The following is a 15802-nucleotide window of genomic DNA, read 5'->3' as shown; positions in this document are numbered from 1 at the left end:
ACAAATACCGGGCCAGCTTCTGTTGGGTCCCGGGCCAGAAAAGCAGGACTATAAGTGCGGGGTTTCCGCTAATTTCGCCTTATCTTTGGTATCCGTTGCCTGCCTTTACAACGCAGCAAGGAAGGAACAGAGTCTTTTTCAGAACGATTATTTAGCATGCCAGAAAACCATTTCAAGACGATTGCGGGGGAGCTGCAAGTAAACCAGAAACAAGTAGAGGCCACTGTGGCGTTGCTGGACGAGGGAGCCACTGTGCCCTTCATCGCCCGGTACCGCAAGGAAGTAACCGGCAGCCTGGACGAGGTAGCCATCGCTGCCATCCGCGACCGCGTAGAGCAACTCCGCGAGCTGGACAAGCGCCGCGAGAGCATCCTGAAATCCTTAAAAGACCAGGAGAAACTTACCCCCGAACTGGAAGCCCAGGTTTTGGCCGCCGAAACCATGGCCGTGCTGGAGGACATTTACCTGCCGTTCAAACCAAAACGCCGCACCCGTGCCACCATCGCCCGCGAGAAAGGCCTGGAGCCACTGGCACAAAGGCTATTTGAGCAAGCTAATATGGATGTTGCCTCTGAAGCCGCCGCGTTCGTGAGCGAAGAGAAAGAAGTAAAATCCACCGAGGAAGCCTTAGCCGGTGCCCGCGATATCATTGCCGAGTGGGTGAACGAGAACCCCGAGGCCCGCGCCAACATCCGGAACCTGTTTGAGAAGAAAGGCGTGTTCAAAGCGCGCGTGATTCCGGGCAAAGAAGAGGAAGGCCAGAAATACAAAGATTACTTTGAGTGGGACGAGCCCATTGAGAAAGCGCCATCGCACCGGATCCTGGCCATGCGCCGCGGCGAAAAGGAGATGGTCTTGATGCTGGATGCCCAACCAGAGGAAGAAGCAGCCTTGGCTATCCTGGAAGACCAGTTCGTGACCGGCCACAACGCCGCCGCCGAGCAGGTGAAACTGGCCATCCGGGAAAGCTACAAACGGATGCTGCGCCTGAACATGGAAACCGAGGTGCGTCTTTCCTCCAAGAAGCGCGCCGATGAAGAAGCCATCAGAGTATTCGCTGATAACCTAAGACCGATGCTTTTGTCTGCGCCGCTAGGCCAGAAACGCGTGCTCGCCATTGACCCGGGTTTCAGAACCGGTTGTAAAGTGGTGGCGCTGGATGAGCAAGGCAAACTGCTGCATTACGAAGCAATTTTTCCGCACAACGGGGCACACCAGGCCACTACCGCCGGACAGCAGGTAATGGTGATGTGCCACAAATACCAGATTGAAGCCATCGCTATAGGCAACGGAACCGCCAGCCGCGAGACCGAGACCTTCGTGCGTGGCCTCGGCTTGCCCAATACTATTGCCATTGTGATGGTAAACGAAAGCGGTGCCTCCATCTATTCGGCCTCAGACGTAGCCCGCGAGGAGTTCCCGGACCAGGATATTACCGTCCGCGGAGCCGTTTCCATCGGTCGCCGTTTGATGGACCCTTTGGCCGAGTTGGTAAAACTGGATCCTAAATCCATTGGCGTAGGGCAGTACCAGCATGACGTAGATCAGAATGCCCTTAAGCACAGCCTGGACGATGTAGTGATGAGCTGCGTGAATGCCGTGGGCGTGGAAGTAAACACCGCCAGCAAGCAATTATTAACTTACGTTTCTGGCTTAGGGCCGCAGTTGGCCCAGAACATCGTGGACTATCGCAACCAGAACGGACCGTTTAAAACCCGCAACGAACTGCGCAAAGTAGCCCGCCTTGGCGACAAAGCTTTTGAACAAGCGGCCGGTTTCCTGCGCATCAGAGGCGGCAAGCACCCGCTGGATGCCAGTGCCGTGCACCCTGAGCGTTATGCACTGGTTGAGCAAATGGCGAAAGACGTTAACGCTACCGTAGAAGACCTGCTCAAAAACGCCGAGCTCCGCAAGAAGATTGACCTGAAGAAATATGTGTCTGACACCGTTGGTCTGCCTACCCTTCAAGACATTTTGAGCGAATTAGCCAAGCCCGGCCGTGACCCCCGCGAAAGCTACGAGGTGTTCAGCTTCACTGAAGGTGTGAACGAGATCAAAGACCTGCGCCAGGGCATGAAACTGCCGGGCATCATCACCAACATCACCGCCTTTGGGGCGTTCGTGGACATTGGGGTGCACCAGGACGGGTTAGTACACGTGAGCCATTTGTCTGACCGTTTCGTGAGCAACCCACATGAAGTGGTGAAAGTAGGGCAGAAGGTGGAAGTCACCATCCTGGAAGTAGAAGTAGGCCGCAAACGTATTGCGCTCTCCATGAAAGGTGACCCACAGGCCGCTACCTCCAGGCCAAGCCGTGGCAATGACCGCAAATCCGGGAACACCGGAGCTGGTAGCAGCAGACGTGATGCCCCAGTAGAGGAAGAGGATATGGCTACCAAACTGAACAAGTTGAAAAACATGTTCAGGTAGGCAGATTTATAATAGTAAACAGAAAGGGCTAGTGATTTCACTGGCCCTTTCTGTTTTAGGTGTGATTTGGAAAAACAGGCCCTATACTGAACAACGGTTGAAGTTTCAGATTCTCCCCTGGAGGAAAGATAAAGAGGGGTGTTTACAAAGGAGAGCACGCGTTCCAGGCTAATTACAGAAGGTCACTATTTTGGAGCCAAGACATAATCAGCAATGCGTGACCTAGCAGGTGTAAACACCTCTCTAACTCCCCTCCAGGGGAGAATCTCGGCTTACTTTGCCGTTATTCAATTCGGTAGCATTTAGCAAGCCTGCTGTACGAAATCTCTCTACTTTGCCGCCGCAGCTACCTTCTTAGACTTAATCAGCTCCATAGTAAACTCCAGGTCTATATCGCGTTTCTGGATAAGGTCCTCGGCAGTGTACTCTATAGGGAAATCAGGTAGTATTCCGCGGTCTTTGTGCGGGTAGCCAGAAACGGCCATGAAGTAGTTCCACTGTGGAATGGCGATTTCAAGGTCGGTGTTGGGGAGTTTGACGGGTAAGTGGAAGCCGCTGGTGTTTCCATAGTAGCCGCCGCCGGTTTCACGCCCTATAAAGGTGGCGCGTTTGTGATGGTGGGCTATGGCGCAGAACTCTGAGGTGACGGAGAAGCTATAGCCATCGGTGAGAACATAGACATCGCCTTTGAAGGGGCGCTTTTGCGGTTTCTGCTCCCGCAGGGTTTTCTTGAACCGGAAGGTGTAGTTACCGCCTTTGGTCTTAGAAATGAGCCTGCGGTAAATGGGGTACATCTCGGGGAGCCAGATGATGTTCTTCTCAAACGTGAACTTGTCTTTCTTGGGCACCAACATGCTGTCATAATACCTGAACTTCTTATCGGTGAGGTAGGAGTAAAGCAGGGCGCCCCATTTGTCTACTCCGCCTTCGTTGCCGCGCAGGTCAATGATGAGGTGCTGGGTGTTTTTGGCGTTCATCTGCCAGAAGATGTCTTTCATCACTTTCTCTACATCCATCTCGTTTTTGTAGATGTTGAAGTTCTCAATCCGAAGCAAGGCGGTGTTGTGGTCTTTGTAGGAGACCCTTATTACGCTTTCCTTCTTTTTCTCCCGTTCCTTTTCCAGTTCCTGGATGGTTTCTAAGGTAATAGCTGGTACCTGGACTGCCTTAACTTCTTGGCTTCCCGGAGCCTTGAAAGCAATTTCATAGGTAGGGGAGGCACCAATGTACGTGCCGTAGTAAAACGGCAGGAAGTTGTCCAGAGATAGCCATTTCACGGCCTCGCTATTGCCATCGGCGAAGAACACGGTGGGCAGGAGTTTGTCTACCAGCGCTGGGATGGGCATTCCGTTGATAGAGACTATCTCTGAAGCCAGCGGGATAGTGGTCGTACCCGCCAGGTTTTGCACCAGGTGCGCCTTTTTGCCGGTGAAATGCAGCTGCAGCGGGAAGAGTTGGTCCAGGTTGTAGTAGTACTGGCCGTGTTTCCGCTGGCGGGGCATCCACTTGATGTGCCCGTCTTTCAGGGCAGTAACCAACGGAGTGGCGGCCACAAAAAACTCCTGCTGCGTCATGGGGCGGGTGAGCGTCTGGCCCACACTATCAAACAGCGCCTCGAAGCGTTCTTTGGAGGTGTAGCGGTACATGCCGGGGTGCGCCTCGTTGAGCACCTGGTGCATGAAGTGGAGATCTTCCTGCAACTGGGCAGGACTGAACTGCTGCTTCGGGTCAGGAGCAGTTGGGGTTGTCTGGCTTAAGCCCGGATACGAGCCCAGCATAAACAGGGAGATTAGACAGCGTCTCAAGAGTTTTGATTTCATAGGTGTAGAAATGATTGAACACTGCAAACCTAAAGGTGGGAGAGACGCCAGTCGTCCGGCCCGCTAAGTTCAGACCTATTTTATCCGTTGTTTATAGCTCATCCGCTGAATTCAGACGGTTCTCGGCGTGGGTTCTGACATATTCAGACGGGGTTTTTCCGGTCTGTTTTTTGAAAACGGCATTAAAAGTGGCTTTGGAGTTGAACCCGGCTTCTTCGGCCACAGCCAGGTTGGTAAGGTGCCGGAACTTGGGATTCACCAGCATAAGTTGCGCCTCGGCTACCCGGTACTGGTTAATGAAATCGTAGAAATTCTTTCCTAGCCGGTTGTTGATGATTTGGGAAAGATGGTGCTTGGAGATGCCCAGTTTTTCTGAAAGTTCCTGAATGGTAAGCGTGGGTTCCAGGTACGGCTTCTGGGTGTCCATGTAGGTGAGCAGTTGGTCCAGGTACGTTTGGCTGTCTTCCTCCCTGAGCGTGGACTTCTGGTATTTTACGGCCGGGGCGGTGTTTGGGGGCAGTTCTTCCAGAACCGGCTCTAAAACAGGAATTGGTTCCTCTTCTCTTTGGGCGGGAAAACTTGGTTCTGGTGCGGTTGGGGCTTCGGTAAAGATGCGCGGCTGGGCCAGGGTTTTGTAGCCGATCCAGTAAATCAAGCCGATCACACCGAAGTAATGCAGGTGGTAGCGGTAAATCTGAATCAGCACCGGCACTTCCAATTTCTTAGCATAGAAAGCGACAATGGCAACGACTATAATTACCAGCATGAACAAACTGAACTGGAGCAGCCACTGCAACCTGATTTTCTCAACCTCAGAAAAGGAGTTGGCGATCTCCCTTCGGTAGCGGCGGTAGTTCCAGAGCGAGAGCAACAGGTAGAAACTCACCATCACCAGTGCCAGTTGCCCTATGAACCCGAAATCATCTTTGGAGGCTAGCTCAAAATCATTGAGGTAGGCAATCTTCTCTTCGCGGCTTTTCAGGTAATAAGGCAGCAGATAAAAGAAGACCAGCAGGGCTGGGAGAAAATGCAGCGCATCAAGGGGCCTGAACCTAGGGTTCTCGTGGGTCAGCTTGGCGGAGAATAGGTAGATGAGGGGCGCAAAGAGGATGGGCAAAAGCCAACTTACCTTGCTCAGGTGCGGAAACGCCAGGAAGAACTCGCGGGTGTCAAACGCCACCAGCACCGACTGCAGGGAAATCAGCAAAATCAGAACCGCCAGCAGTCGGTTGGCTAACTGGTTCGTGCGGCGGGTAGCCAGCAAAAAAGCCAGTACCAGTCCCTGAACCGCTCCTCCCACCAAAATGATTTGTACCGCCTGAGTAGACATTGCCCGTGAACGCTTTACCTACCCAAATGTAGGCAAAACTTCAGGAACGTACTTTTACCTTGGAAAATTACTATGCCGCCAAAACAGCTTTTCTTGGTAGTTTGACTTAAAAATGGGCCTTTACTTCTATTTTAAAGGCTTTTCTGGGAAAATAAGTCTAAGACGGTTGGTTTTCAGGGCGTTATTATTGATAGACAAAGATTGACACTTTATTACCCTAATGCAATTCATTTGTTGGTTCTCTCCAAAACCTCAACCCCAGAAAGAAAGTTTATACAGTAGTGCCTCTTGCTATCTTGTTTGCGCAGGAAAGCCTATGCCCCTGTGGCTAAACAGGAGCAAGACAGACAACCCAAACCTATGGAAACCGAATCATACTTGCAACTGGATACCGACCGGCTACACCTGCTGCTGGTGTTGCATTGGCAAGGTTTTGTGCCCAGTGAGGTATACCGCGAGGGGCTCCAGGAAGCGCTGCAAGTCACCAGGAAAGGAGGGCTGCAGAGCTGGGTGATGGACATGAAACACATGAAAGTCATCCGGCAAGCCGATCAGGAATGGACCATCGCTACCTGGTTTCCTACTTTCCAGTTATTGGGAATCAGGCGGCTAGCTTTTGTGGTGTCTGATGACATCTTCAACCAGATGGCCGTTAGTAGCATGGTAGCTACGCTGCGGCCCAAGATGCGCACCGAAGTAGAATACTTCCAGGAACTGAACTCGGCGCTTAGATGGGCGCAGGAATCATCCGGCACTCTTAGCGATTTTGGCCGGTTTTCCGTAAAATAGCCCAAAAACGACATTCCCCTCTGCATGAACATCAAGAAAAAAGTAAACGTGATCCTTCCGCTGGAAGGTGGCCGCTTTGTGGCCTTAGGCGTATTTGTGAAAGCCGCCGAGCAGGCGCAGTGGTCAGAAAAAGAAATCCAGACGGTGATAGACGAGGTGGTAGAGGCCGAAGAAGCCGAGGCGCTGTCTATCCTGCAATCGTACACCGTTTCGTAACCGTTTCTTTGCCATGCCCCTTAGCCCCAAACTGGAAGCCAAACTCAGCAAAACCTACGAGCCCGACAGCCGTGTGGACGATGTGTTCGCCGGTAACGACCTCACCTTCATCACCGACAAGCAAGGACACCCCATCACCCTGTTCATCGGCAAGCGCAAACCAGACGGCAGCATCACCGGCGAACGCTACGTGCGCCGCCTGAAATTTGCCCCCGATGGCATCACGCTTGCCTCCAGCCACTGGGAAAACAAAGGCAAAGTCACCCGCTTCTGATTTCGGGCCGATTTTCTAGAACCAAGCCTGAAACATCCACCGGCCTCAACTTTGAACCTGGCTTTGGTATTCCCAACTCTTTCCAGAATTCCCGCCGTACTTGCGGGTAAATGCCACGGCTATGAAAATACTGGTGATAGAAGACGAACCCGAGATGCTGGAGACCCTGGTGCGCTCACTTCAGCAGGAGCAATACCTGGTGGAAATCGCCTCAGATTATGAAACTGCGTTGGAGAAAGTGGGCGTGTACGCCTATGACTGCATTCTGCTTGACATCAACCTGCCGGGCGGCAGCGGTTTGTCTATTTTAGATGAACTCAAGAAACAACAGAAAACCGATGGCGTGATCATTGTCTCGGCCCGGAACTCGGTGGATGATAAAATCCAGGGCCTGGAACTGGGCGCCGATGATTATTTGCCTAAGCCGTTCCACATGGCCGAACTGCACGCCCGGGTTAAATCGGTGCTGCGCCGCCGCAAGTTTGAGGGGCAGCATCTGCACCAACTTCAGAACGTGCAGATAGACCCAGACAAGCACCAGGTGTGGGTAGCGGGGCAAGAGTTGGTGCTCAACCGCAAAGAGTTTGACATTCTGCTATACCTGGTCACGAACAAAGACCGGTTAGTGAGCAAAACCGCGCTGGCCGAGCACGTCTGGGGAGATTACATTGACCAAGCCGATAACTACGAGTTTATCTACTCGCAGATCAAAAACCTCCGGAAGAAACTGAAAGACCACGCCGCCCAAATAGAGATTCAGGCCATTTACGGCATTGGGTATAAACTGGTCACGGCATGAAGCTGCTCAACCACGCCACTGCTTACCTAGCGGGGCTGCTGCTGGTGGTCATCTCCGCCTGGGCGGCGCTTTTCTACTTCAACATGCTGGACGAAATCTACGACAGCATGGACGATGGCCTGGAAAACCAGAAAATACTGGTGGTGCAGAAAGCCAGCCGCGACAGTACCGTGCTGAAGCAAAACGACTTTGAGGCCGGATATTTCAGGATAAAGGAAATCCCGTTCACGTTGGCCATCCACCGGAAAGACCGCTACCAGGATACGCTCATGTACATGCAGAACGAGAAAGACTTTGAGCCCGTGCGCATGCTCACCTCGGTTTTCAGGAAAGGAAACAAATTCTACGAGCTGCGCGTGATTACCTCCATGGTGGAGGAAGACGACCTCATTGAAGACCTGCTGTACTCGCTGCTCTGGCTGTATCTGGGGTTGGTGTGTAGTATTCTGGTGGTTAACAACCTGCTTTTGAAACGAATCTGGCGGCCTTTTTACCACATCCTGCAGCGCTTGCAGCGGTTTAAGCTGGAAGATGCCCAACCCGTGCCCGTGCAAAAGACCAATATTGAAGAATTCCAACTCCTGAACCAGACCGTGGAGAAACTGCTGCAACAGAACGTGGCCGCATACCAGAACCAGAAAGCGTTCATAGAAAACGCCTCGCACGAATTGCAGACTCCGCTGGCCATCAGCCTGAACAAACTGGAACTGCTCGCCGAGAGCCAACCCCTGCACGAAGAACAGTTGGTGCAGATTGGTTCAGTGATGGAGAACCTGGAGCGCCTTACCCGCTTGAACAAATCGCTGCTGCTGCTCTCCAAGATAGAGAACCGGCAGTTCGGGCAAGAAGAGGAAGTCTGCGTTTCTGCCCTTCTGCACAAAATTCTGGATGATTTCACCGATCAGCTTTCCTACAAAGGCATCTCCCCGGAGGTACACATCCCCGAAGAGGTTTCGCTCAGGGTGAACCCTGATCTGGCCGCTATGATGGTGCTGAATCTGCTCAAAAACGCCATCGTCCATAACGTGCGAGGGGGCTTCCTGCGGATAGATCTGTCCAAAGAAGCCTTGGTGGTAGAAAACTCGGGCCGGCCTCAGGCTTTGGATGAGGAGAAAGTGTTCACGCGGTTCCACAAAGAAGAGGCGTCAGTTACCTCAACCGGGTTGGGTTTGTCCATTGTGAAAGCCATTTGTGACCTGTACGGTTTCCAGGTAAAATACAGCTTCGGGCAGGGGCATAAGTTTACCGTTACCTTTTAGGGAATCCATTTCTTGTTTCAGGCTTCTTTTTCAGAAAACAGGCTGAAAGTGCGCTTCAATACTTTTTAAACGCAATTCAGCAAGAATTCCTCTGTAGTCTGGCCTATTAAAAAACTCCTGAAAAAAAATCCACTTCTTTTTAGATTCCCAATTCTTTCCTGTTTTGGGTCTGACCTTTGGCTTACAATAACTTGAAAACCGAAGCTTTAGACCTATGAAAACACTCTTTTTAGCCTTTCTGGCAACAAGTAGCAGCCTGTGGAGCTGCAGCCAGAATATCACCCCATCGCAGCTACCATCGCTGGTGCAGAACTCCCTGCAGGCGAAGTTCACCGGAGCCCAGTCCATTGACTGGGAAAAACACGGAAACCTGTACGAGGCAGAATTTGAGATGGCCCAGGTAGAGCACACCGTTCTGCTGGATGCCACCGGCCACATCATCAGCCATAAGCAAGACATCGCGTCTACGGAGCTCCCGGCACCTGTTTCCATGGCCCTGAAGCGCGACTATCCCGCTTTCCTGATGGACGATCTGGAGAAGGTGGAGAAAGACGGCCAGATGTTTTATCAGGTAGAGTTGGAGAACAACAACGAGGAGGTGCACAAGGTATATACTCCCAACGGTGCATTGTCAAACGTAACCTATTGGGAATAAGGCAAGTGATTAATTAACTGAATATCGGGTGGGCTGTTTTAAGCCCCATTTGTCTAAAACTGCCCTTAAGCCCCAAGAACATCTAAAAGTAAAAAGGCAGGAGAACGACTTTCCCGCCGAATGGCAATTTTCTAAAGAACCGAAACTATGAAACGCATTCAAATCCTATGTTTAAGCCTGCTGTTGTCCCTCACCACGCTGGCCTGCGACAACAGCAAAGCCCACGGTTTTGCCGATGAAAAACCCAAAAAAACCAAAAAAAAGAAAACCCCCGAGGTAGCCTCCACCGCCATACATGTGCAGCAGAAGTGGGAAGTGCCCGAGATTCTGAGGGAAGTATCAGGTATCGCTTTCCTGGGAGGCGGACGGTTTGCCTGCGTGCAGGATGAAGCCGGCGTAATCTTTATCTACAACACCGCCACCAATTCCTTGGAAAAACAAGTGACCTTTGGCGCCGCCGGCGATTATGAAGGCATCGCGTTGGTGGGCAGCACCGCCTATGTGCTCCGGAGCGACGGGCACCTGTTTGAGGTAGCCGACTGGCAGTCTCCTGTCCTCAAGATTAAGGAGCATGAAACCGCCCTGAACGAGGGCCACAACGTAGAAGGCCTTACCTATGACCCGCAGCATAACCGCTTGTTGCTGGCCATTAAAGGAGAAGAAACCAACGGCCCCGAGTACAAAGGCGTGTATGCTTTCGATCTCGGTTCCAAATCATTATCGGCGCAGCCTATCTTCAAACTGAGTTTGAAAGACCCTTTGCTGCCCCAGGGCACGGCCAAAACCCTGAGCAAAACCTGGCAACCTTCGGAAATCGCCGTCCATCCGGTGACCGGTGACATTTACCTGACCGAGGCCTCTAATCCGCAGTTGTTCATCTTAAACTCAGATGGCAGCATCAAACAGCGGCACAAGTTAGATGACGCGGCTTTTTACAAGCCAGAGGGAATTGCGTTCAGCCCATCTGGAGAGCTGTACATCTCCAATGAAGGCAAGAAAACCCCGGCCAACATCCTGCGCGTGAACCTGGCCCAAACAAACTAGGCACTCGGGCTGTTCTATTCCTCCAAACCGGCGCGTTATGATTTTAGACAGAAACCTGAAGTGGGAGGTCATCGTCCATTATACCTGGAAAAGCATGCTGTATTACCTGCTGCTTTCGGTGGTGGTGTACCTGCTCCACGATTATTTTGAGGTGCTGCAGCTGCATTTGCCCTTCAGTACCTTAACGGCTTTGAGTACCGCGCTGGCCATTTTCCTGGGTTTCAAGAACAGCAACGCATATGAACGCTGGTGGGAGGCCCGGCAGATCTGGGGACAGCTGGTGAACAGCAGCCGATCCTGGGCCCGCCAGGTTCTGACCATGATCATCCCCACGGATGAGCAGGATGCCGAGTTGGTAAGGAAGCTGCAGCACCGCATGGTGTACCGGCACCTGGCGTTTGTGCACGGGCTGCGGGTTTTTCTGCGCAAACCCAAGCCCTACAACAGCACCAAGCAAGAAGAGATCTTTGAGGAAACAAACGAATACACAGACACCGTGGCCTTTCTCCCGAAGGAAGAGTACGAGGCGTTCTGGCATAAAAACAACCCGCCTAACTTCCTGCTCAACGTGCAGGGCGATGACCTTCGGAAGGCCTTTGAGCGGGGCTGGCTCTCAGATTACCGGTTTGTGCAACTTGAACAGACGCTGGTGGAGTTCAACAACATTCAGGGCCGGAGCGAGCGGATCAAGAACACGCCTTTCCCACGGCAGTACAGCTTTTTCTCGCGGGTATTCGTGTTCATTCACGCGTCCTTGCTGCCTTTTGTGTTTGTGGAGGAGATTGGCTGGGCCAGTATCCCGGTGTCGGTGATCATCTCGTTTGTGTTCCTGTGCCTTGACCTGCTGGGCGAACGCATGGAAGACCCGTTTGAGAACCGCCTGGAAGACGTGCCGCTCACCCAACTTTCGCTCTCCATAGAAACCAACCTCAAAGAACATTGGGGCGATAAAAACTTCCCTCAGGCCAAAGACCTGAAAAAAGGCGTCATGTTGTAAGGCAATTCTGTTTTTACTTCGATTCGGCAAAAAGCAGTTTCCCTGTTTCAGGCCCGTTTTTTCTAAAATGGGCCCGAAACAGGGGAACTGCTTTTTAGGATGTCTAATACCCGGCTTCTGTCCGGTGAACCGTGCCCGGCGTCATTTTGGTCAGAATGGCTTGTCCTACAATCAGCAACCCCACAATGAAGTGCGGCTCCCAGATGTAGTCATGGAAGAAGAAAAGCCACGGAGATAAGGCCAGAAAGAAGCCAATAGCCAGATCGCTAATGATGTGCGCGGGCATGGGAATGATTTTCATAGCTCCGGTTTCATTACGCGTCATGAGGGCCTGTAGTAAAACCACAGCTCCTACTCCAATAGGAAAGTGGCTTTCAATGCCGCCGCGGTAAAAACCAAACAACCAGGGCGACGCAATCAGCAAGCCCGCGATAATATAGTCCATGATGCCATGGACACTGGTAGGGATAATCCGCATAAGAGCCTCCTTTCAGTTAGTAGAACAGTTATCACTCATTTTATACGCGCTTGGAAGAAGTTAGCTAATGGTATATATCCTGATTTTCAAGTATTTGTAAAAGTATTACTACCCTTTGTGAAAACAGGGTTTCCTTTCTCGGTTCTATTTCATATTTTAGGTGATATTAAAATGATATCAAATTAAATTAGATACTATGAAAGCAGAAAAAACATTTCATCCCGCCTCGGGCTATGCCATCCTCATGCTCGTGCTGCTCCTGATAGGGGCTGGGGCAGCCTCCATATATTATTTTGGGCCAGGAGTTCTGGCGCCGTTCTCGTTGGTTTTCGTTTACTTATGCAAGGGCTTCAAGATTGTGAATCCCAATGAATCCAGGGTGCTCACCCTTTTTGGGGAGTACAGCGGCACCATCCGGCAAAACGGGTTCTTCTGGGTGAACCCTTTTCTGGTGGCCAAAAGCATCTCGCTGCGCGCCCGTAACCTTGATACCACACCCATTAAGGTGAATGACAAACTGGGGAACCCTATCATGATTGGGGTGGTGTTGGTGTGGCGCGTAGAAGAGACCTTTAAGGCGGCTTTTGAAGTAGACAACTACGAGACCTTCGTGAAAATCCAGAGCGAATCTGCTATGCGCAAACTGGCCGGGGTATACCCCTATGACAACTTTGAGAACGATGCCGAGATCTCCCTGCGGGCCGGTTCGCAGGAAGTGAACGACGAACTGGAGCGGGAACTCATGGAGCGTCTGGCCATTGCCGGAATCCATGTGCTGGAAGCCAGAATCAGTTACCTGGCCTACGCCCAGGAAATTGCCAGCGCCATGTTGCAGCGCCAGCAAGCCACCGCCATTGTGGCGGCCCGCGCCAAGATAGTGGAAGGCGCTGTAGGTATGGTAGACATGGCCTTGCAACAACTCAACGACAAACGCCTCGTTACACTGGACGATGAACGCAAGGCCGCCATGGTCACCAATCTAATGGTTGTCCTTTGCGCCGACAGAAGCGTACACCCCGTGGTGAATGCCGGAACCTTACATCACTAGCCTATGGCCGAGAAAAAATCATTTGCCCTGCGCATGAACGCAGACATGATGAAAGCAGTGGAGAAGTGGGCCGCAGATGAGTTCAGAAGCACCAACGGGCAGATAGAATGGATTGTGCAGGAAGCCCTCCGGAAATCGGGCCGATTACCTGCCCCAGCACCTACCCCGGAAGAAGGAGAGTCCCCAGCTCAACCAGCAGATGCCTAGTTTCTGGCTTAAATTTTCTAAACGGGCTTAAAACAAGCACATTTCTGTCTGGTTAATGTCCCTGCCAGGCTTCCTTCAGGCTGCCGAACCTTGAACCCTGGAGAGGTTACTCCTTTTTCAGTAGAAATACGGCAATAAATAGCGTATATACATGAAGGCATTTATAGGAAATTCTATATCTTAAGCTTTGGTTTACCCTTAAATTAAAGACATCTATCCAACAAGTTTAAAGTATAGAACTATGGATTACCAAGTTAAGAACGCCGATGGCCGGCTGGGCATTTTGATGCCGGGCCTGGGGGCGGTGGCCACCACGCTGATCGCGGGGGTAGAGGCCATCAAGAAAGGCCTGTCGCAGCCGGTGGGCTCCCTCACCCAGATGGGCCGCATCCGGTTGGGCAAACGCACCGAGGACCGCCATCCCCTCATCAAAGAATTTGTTCCCTTGGCCGGGCTGGAGGACATCGTCTTCGGGGGCTGGGACGTGTACGCCGATAACGTCTTCGAGGCGGCCTCCACGGCCAAGGTGCTCGAGCCCATGCTGCTGCACGCCGTCAAGGCCGAGCTGGAGGCGATCCGGCCCATGAAGGCGGTCTTCGACCGGGCCTACGCCCGCAACCTGGACGGCACCCACGTCAAGGAGGGCGCCGACAAAATGGCTCTGGCCGAGATGCTCATGGACGACATCCGCGAGTTCAAGGAAGCCAACAACTGTGACCGCCTGGTGATGGTGTGGTGCGGCTCCACCGAGATCTACATCGAGGAGTCTGAGGTGCACCAAAGCATCGAGGCCTTCGAGGCAGGTCTGCGCAACAATGACCCAGCCATCGCGCCGAGCATGATCTATGCGTACGCGGCGATCAAGTCCGGGGTGCCCTTCGCCAACGGCGCCCCGAACCTGACCGTGGACATTCCCGCTATTGTGGAGCTGGCTAAAGAGAACGGCATCGCTGTCTCGGGCAAGGACTTCAAGACCGGCCAGACGCTGATGAAAACCATCCTGGCCCCGGGTCTGCATGCCAGAGCCTTGGGCGTGAAAGGCTGGTTCTCCTCCAACATCCTGGGCAACCGCGACGGCTACGTGCTGGACGCCCCTGAGAACTTCAAAACGAAAGAAGTGAGTAAACTGAGCGTGCTGGACGAGATCTTTAAACCGGAATCAAACCCCGAGCTCTACGGCGATATGTACCACAAGGTGCGCATCAACTACTACCCGCCCCACGGCGACAACAAGGAGAGCTGGGACAACATCGACATCTTCGGCTGGCTGGGCTACCAGATGCAGATCAAGATCAACTTCCTGTGCCGCGACTCCATCCTGGCCGCCCCGCTGGTGCTGGACCTGGCCCTATTTACTGATCTCGCGCAAAGAGCCGGCATGTCGGGCATCCAGGAGTGGCTGAGCTTCTACTACAAGTCCCCGCAGACCGCTGAGGGCCTGGCCCCCGAGCACGACATCTTCAAGCAGTTGATGAAACTGCAGAACACCCTGCGCCACATGATGGGCGAGGACCTGATCACCCACCTGGGCCTGGACTACTACCAAGACCTGGTCGACACGCTGTGATCACCCTATGGTTGCTGTAAGTACCCTATGATGCACCTACACAGACTCCTCTCCACCGGCCTGGGCATCGGGTACGTGGGCAAGGGCGGGGGCACGGTGGCCGCCGCGGCCGCCTGCCTTTGCTGGTACCTTTGGCAAGGGGGTGGGGAGGGGCTCGTGCTTTGGCAGGTCAGTGTGACTTTTCTGATCACCGCCATAGGCGTCTGGTCGGCCCATCAGGTGGAGCCCCTCTGGGGCAAGGACGACAAGAAGGTGGTCATCGATGAGGTGGCCGGCATGTGTCTTACTTTGATAGCTATTCCGGTTACTTTTCCGTACTTGGTGGCAGGGCTGGTGCTGTTTCGTTTTTTTGACATCGTAAAACCCCTCGGCATCAGAAAAGCTGAGGAGGTAAAAGGTGGTTGGGGAGTGATGCTGGATGATCTTTTAGCCGGTGTCTGCGCCAACCTCCTTCTTCAAATTTTGGTTTACGTAAAGCTATTTTAGATGCTCACATTTTTAAAGGCTCAGACTGCCTCTGTGGGCGCCACTGTGGTTGATTTTCTGGTGACCGTTCTGGCGGTAGAGTTGTTGGGGAGTTGGTATGTTTTGGCCACGGTGCTAGGTACCGCCTCGGGGGGTATCACCCATTTCGCGCTAGGCAGAGAGTGGGTTTTCAACGCCGAGGATTCCAGTCTGGTGGCCCAGGCCTTCCGGTATTTTATTATCTGGAGCGGCAGCCTGTTTTTAAACGCCGCCGGAGTTTACCTGATCACGCATCACACGGGCGTCAGTTATATTATCTCTAAGGTTATTACCTCGCTGGTGGTAGGAGTGGGGTATAATTACCAGATGCAGAAAAAGTTTGTTTTCAAGAAAGACACCACTTACAGCTAATCGTTTCACGAAG

17 protein-coding genes are annotated in these 15802 nt (G+C 52.6%); 14 read left to right on the top strand and 3 right to left on the bottom strand.

Annotated features, from left to right (window positions below):
* Window positions 1-156: 156 nt before the first annotated feature.
* Window positions 157-2430, top strand: coding sequence for a Tex family protein (locus tag EFB08_RS12800; RefSeq protein ID WP_123127356.1), 2274 nt, complete (start codon window positions 157-159; stop codon window positions 2428-2430).
* Between the two features lie 329 nt (window positions 2431-2759).
* Here EFB08_RS12800 and EFB08_RS12795 read toward each other — a convergent pair whose 3' ends face one another.
* Window positions 2760-4235: a S41 family peptidase gene (locus EFB08_RS12795; RefSeq protein WP_165864886.1), complete on the bottom strand. Its 1476-nt coding sequence runs from the start codon at window positions 4233-4235 to the stop codon at window positions 2760-2762.
* A 106-nt stretch (window positions 4236-4341) separates the two neighbouring features.
* Entirely contained in the window at window positions 4342-5580 is a 1239-nt protein-coding gene (locus tag EFB08_RS12790; RefSeq protein WP_123127354.1) for a helix-turn-helix domain-containing protein, read from the bottom strand.
* A gap of 360 nt (window positions 5581-5940) precedes the next feature.
* Between EFB08_RS12790 and EFB08_RS12785 the strand changes: the two genes are divergently transcribed.
* The 8 genes from EFB08_RS12785 (at window position 5941) to EFB08_RS12750 (ending at window position 11613) form a co-directional block, all read left to right on the top strand.
* A complete protein-coding gene (locus EFB08_RS12785) occupies window positions 5941-6369 on the top strand; it encodes an STAS/SEC14 domain-containing protein (RefSeq protein ID WP_125077735.1) in 429 nt (142 codons plus the stop codon).
* A gap of 24 nt (window positions 6370-6393) precedes the next feature.
* Window positions 6394-6585 carry a hypothetical protein gene (locus tag EFB08_RS12780; RefSeq protein ID WP_123127352.1) on the top strand — a complete coding sequence of 64 codons (192 nt, stop codon included), beginning with the start codon at window positions 6394-6396 and terminating at the stop codon, window positions 6583-6585.
* A gap of 13 nt (window positions 6586-6598) precedes the next feature.
* A complete protein-coding gene (locus EFB08_RS12775) occupies window positions 6599-6859 on the top strand; it encodes a hypothetical protein (protein ID WP_123127351.1) in 261 nt (86 codons plus the stop codon).
* A 121-nt stretch (window positions 6860-6980) separates the two neighbouring features.
* A complete protein-coding gene (locus EFB08_RS12770; protein WP_123127350.1) occupies window positions 6981-7658 on the top strand; it encodes a response regulator transcription factor in 678 nt (225 codons plus the stop codon).
* On the top strand, window positions 7655-8917 hold the full coding sequence (locus EFB08_RS12765) for a sensor histidine kinase (protein WP_123127349.1): 1263 nt from the start codon (window positions 7655-7657) through the stop codon (window positions 8915-8917). The genes EFB08_RS12770 and EFB08_RS12765 overlap by 4 nt, the downstream gene beginning before the upstream one ends.
* A gap of 214 nt (window positions 8918-9131) precedes the next feature.
* Window positions 9132-9572: a PepSY-like domain-containing protein gene (locus EFB08_RS12760; RefSeq protein ID WP_123127348.1), complete on the top strand. Its 441-nt coding sequence runs from the start codon at window positions 9132-9134 to the stop codon at window positions 9570-9572.
* A gap of 147 nt (window positions 9573-9719) precedes the next feature.
* The gene (locus tag EFB08_RS12755; RefSeq protein WP_123127347.1) at window positions 9720-10616 is read left to right on the top strand and encodes a hypothetical protein; all 897 of its coding nucleotides are present in this window, start codon (window positions 9720-9722) and stop codon (window positions 10614-10616) included.
* A gap of 37 nt (window positions 10617-10653) precedes the next feature.
* Entirely contained in the window at window positions 10654-11613 is a 960-nt protein-coding gene (locus EFB08_RS12750) for a bestrophin family protein (protein WP_123127346.1), read from the top strand.
* Window positions 11614-11716: 103 nt separating this feature from the next.
* Here the strand turns inward: EFB08_RS12750 and EFB08_RS12745 are convergent, their stop codons facing one another.
* Entirely contained in the window at window positions 11717-12091 is a 375-nt protein-coding gene (locus EFB08_RS12745; protein WP_123127345.1) for an SPW repeat domain-containing protein, read from the bottom strand.
* 196 nt (window positions 12092-12287) lie between these two features.
* On the opposite strand from EFB08_RS12745, the gene EFB08_RS12740 reads away from it, so the two are divergent.
* The 5 genes from EFB08_RS12740 to EFB08_RS12720 all read left to right on the top strand — a co-directional run bounded on the left by EFB08_RS12740 (window position 12288) and on the right by EFB08_RS12720 (window position 15789).
* The gene (locus EFB08_RS12740; protein ID WP_123127344.1) at window positions 12288-13139 is read left to right on the top strand and encodes an SPFH domain-containing protein; all 852 of its coding nucleotides are present in this window, start codon (window positions 12288-12290) and stop codon (window positions 13137-13139) included.
* A 3-nt stretch (window positions 13140-13142) separates the two neighbouring features.
* Entirely contained in the window at window positions 13143-13346 is a 204-nt protein-coding gene (locus EFB08_RS12735) for an Arc family DNA-binding protein (RefSeq protein ID WP_123127343.1), read from the top strand.
* A gap of 241 nt (window positions 13347-13587) precedes the next feature.
* Entirely contained in the window at window positions 13588-14913 is a 1326-nt protein-coding gene (locus EFB08_RS12730) for an inositol-3-phosphate synthase (protein WP_123127342.1), read from the top strand.
* 27 nt (window positions 14914-14940) lie between these two features.
* Complete coding sequence (locus EFB08_RS12725; protein ID WP_123127341.1) at window positions 14941-15399, top strand: phosphatidylglycerophosphatase A family protein; 459 nt, start codon at window positions 14941-14943, stop codon at window positions 15397-15399.
* Window positions 15400-15789: a GtrA family protein gene (locus tag EFB08_RS12720; RefSeq protein WP_123127340.1), complete on the top strand. Its 390-nt coding sequence runs from the start codon at window positions 15400-15402 to the stop codon at window positions 15787-15789.
* Window positions 15790-15802: the final 13 nt, after the last annotated feature.

It is taken from the genome of Rufibacter latericius (genome assembly GCF_003721515.1).
In the GTDB taxonomy this organism is placed as follows: Bacteria; Bacteroidota; Bacteroidia; order Cytophagales; family Hymenobacteraceae; genus Nibribacter; species Nibribacter latericius.
This window is presented reverse-complemented; position numbering and strand designations above follow the sequence as displayed.